Raw genomic sequence first — 2,455 nt, forward strand, 5'->3', positions numbered from 1 at the left:
GTGATTACTATCATACATGCGTTGCAAAATTAATACTAGACATTTATTCTAATATATGGTAAGCTATATACTGAAGTTTACCTAAAAAACAGGTTTAAAGAGTCAGAATATTCTGACTCTTTTTTGATGCTAGTATAGCTGCTTAGACAAGAAACTGAGAAAATATATACTGAGTTTCGCAATTGCCTATAACTACATATAATAAGGAGGATACATATGGGACAACATGAACTTAAAAATGAATTCTTATCTATTACTGTTAATGACTTTGGTGCTGAACTAAGTGCAATCGTTTCCACACAAACAGGACAATCTTATCTTTGGAATGCTGATGAGACTTACTGGAAACGTCATTCACCAGTTTTATTTCCGATTGTAGGAAGCCTTAAAGGAAAGAGTTTTCACTACAATGGAAAAGATTATCCTATGTCACAACATGGCTTTGCAAGAGATATGGAATTCGAATGTATCGAAGTTACTGAAACTTCAATTAAACATAGACTAACGTCAACGCCTGAGACAATGAAGCAATATCCATTTTCATTTTGTCTTGATATTACATATCAATTAAGTGGCAATACCATTCAAGTTATTTGGGATGTTACAAATACTGATACAAAAGAGATGCATTTCTCAATTGGTGCTCATCCAGCTTTTAATTGCCCTCTCGCACAAGGAGAAAAACAAAGCGATTATTACCTTCAATTCGATACAACAAATCCTTTATCTATTCGTAAAATTAACGAAGATGGCCTTGTGAAGGAAGGAGATACGAAACTTCCTATCGATGGCTCACTTTTATCAATACATGAACATCTATTTGATGATGATGCTTTGATTATTGAAGATAATCAAGCACACTCTGTTGCACTATTAACTCCAAGTAAGAAGCCTTATGTAACAGTAAACTTTGATGCTCCTTTGTTTGGTCTATGGTCTCCTGCTAAAAAAGATGCTCCTTTTGTCTGTATTGAACCTTGGTATGGACGTTGTGATAGTGAGACTTATGCAGATACTCTAGAAAATCGAGTTTGGGGAAATCATTGCAAACCGGGTGAAACATTCCACTCTTCCTATACAATAACCATTGATGATATCTAATTATTATCATATTTATATTAATATCTTAAAGATTATAGGTATATTTTCCTATATCTTTTTCTTTTTGCTACATTTATTTTCTTGATTTCCCATATTTTTCTTGCTAAAATACTCCTATACGATTAATTTGTTATGAATTAAATCTATTCTATTTAAATTTTGAAGTACATAAGGAGTGGCGTCGTAATGAAGTCCAAATTAAACACGATATTAATAATTTTTTCAATTATTCCATTTGTAATCATTACAACGATTACTTTATATTTTTACGGAAAAAAAGATCAATCGGATCGTATTAATGAATTACAATCCAATGCCAAATCAAGTTCTGAAACCATCACTCGTCTTTTAAAGATGCAAGAAACAGAATTGTCCTTTTTAGCAAAACAAAATGATCTTATTAACTTCTGTTCCATTTCACAGAATGCTAATAAAACCGATTATCAAATTCTATATACAGATTTACAAAAGGTTTTAGAACAAAAACTAAACCTAAATGAATATTACCAAATACTCTCCATATATGATAAGAATGGAGTCATCATAAATTCTACTAAAGAGCAAGAAATAGACAAAAAAGATTCTGCTCATCCTATTATTCAACAGATTAATAAAACAAAGAATGTTGCTTGTGCCTCGCTTTCATCCGATTATTATCCTAACTTAAACGCAAACAATCCCCACTTCGATATTGGATCACCAATCTTTCAAGATCAAAGCAATAAAATTATTGGTTATATCATACTCACAATAGATGTCAGGCTCTTTGATGAATACCTTAATAACCTCGAACTAGGACAATCCCATTTTGCATCTATAGCAGATACCAATGGTAATTATCTCTTCTCTCATAATTTTGAATCTTCACATGAGGATAATTCCACATTTGTTTCAAAATTCAAATCTGCTATAAAAGAGCAGCCTTCTTCTGGACATTTTAGTGTAGGAAGTAGGTTTAATAAAGATATCTATTCTTACTATTTAATTGATGATTTAGACTGGTACTTTGTTGCTTCACAAAATATTAATTTTTCAATAACTGTCTATTCCTATGCTATAACGATTGTACTTATTAGTATTACTATTTTACTTATTATTATCTTAATTTCTAGCAGAAAGATTGCTAAGAGCTTTACAAGTCCTATTCTAGATCTTCGTGATTGCATGCAACAAGCTGCTGATGGCGACTTGACTGTATTATGTAATGTGAAGACAAATGATGAATTTGGTGAACTCTCACGTAGCTTTAACAAAATGCTACATATTATCAAATCAAATTATGATGAGCTATCCTTTGTACATAAAAAACTTATGGTAAAAGAAGAACAATTACGCACTAACTATGAACATATTG

At 31.3% G+C, this 2,455-nt stretch carries 2 protein-coding genes; both read left to right on the forward strand.

Annotated features, from left to right (window positions below; all coding sequences use genetic code 11):
- Positions 1–216 precede the first annotated feature (216 nt).
- Complete coding sequence (locus ACW2QF_RS17990; RefSeq protein WP_455717396.1) at positions 217–1,101, forward strand: aldose 1-epimerase family protein; 885 nt, start codon at positions 217–219, stop codon at positions 1,099–1,101.
- A 186-nt stretch (positions 1,102–1,287) separates the two neighbouring features.
- The coding region (locus ACW2QF_RS17995; protein WP_455717397.1) for a cache domain-containing protein at positions 1,288–2,455 on the forward strand (1,168 nt) is incomplete at its 3' end.

The organism is Anaerosporobacter sp. (assembly GCF_965301125.1).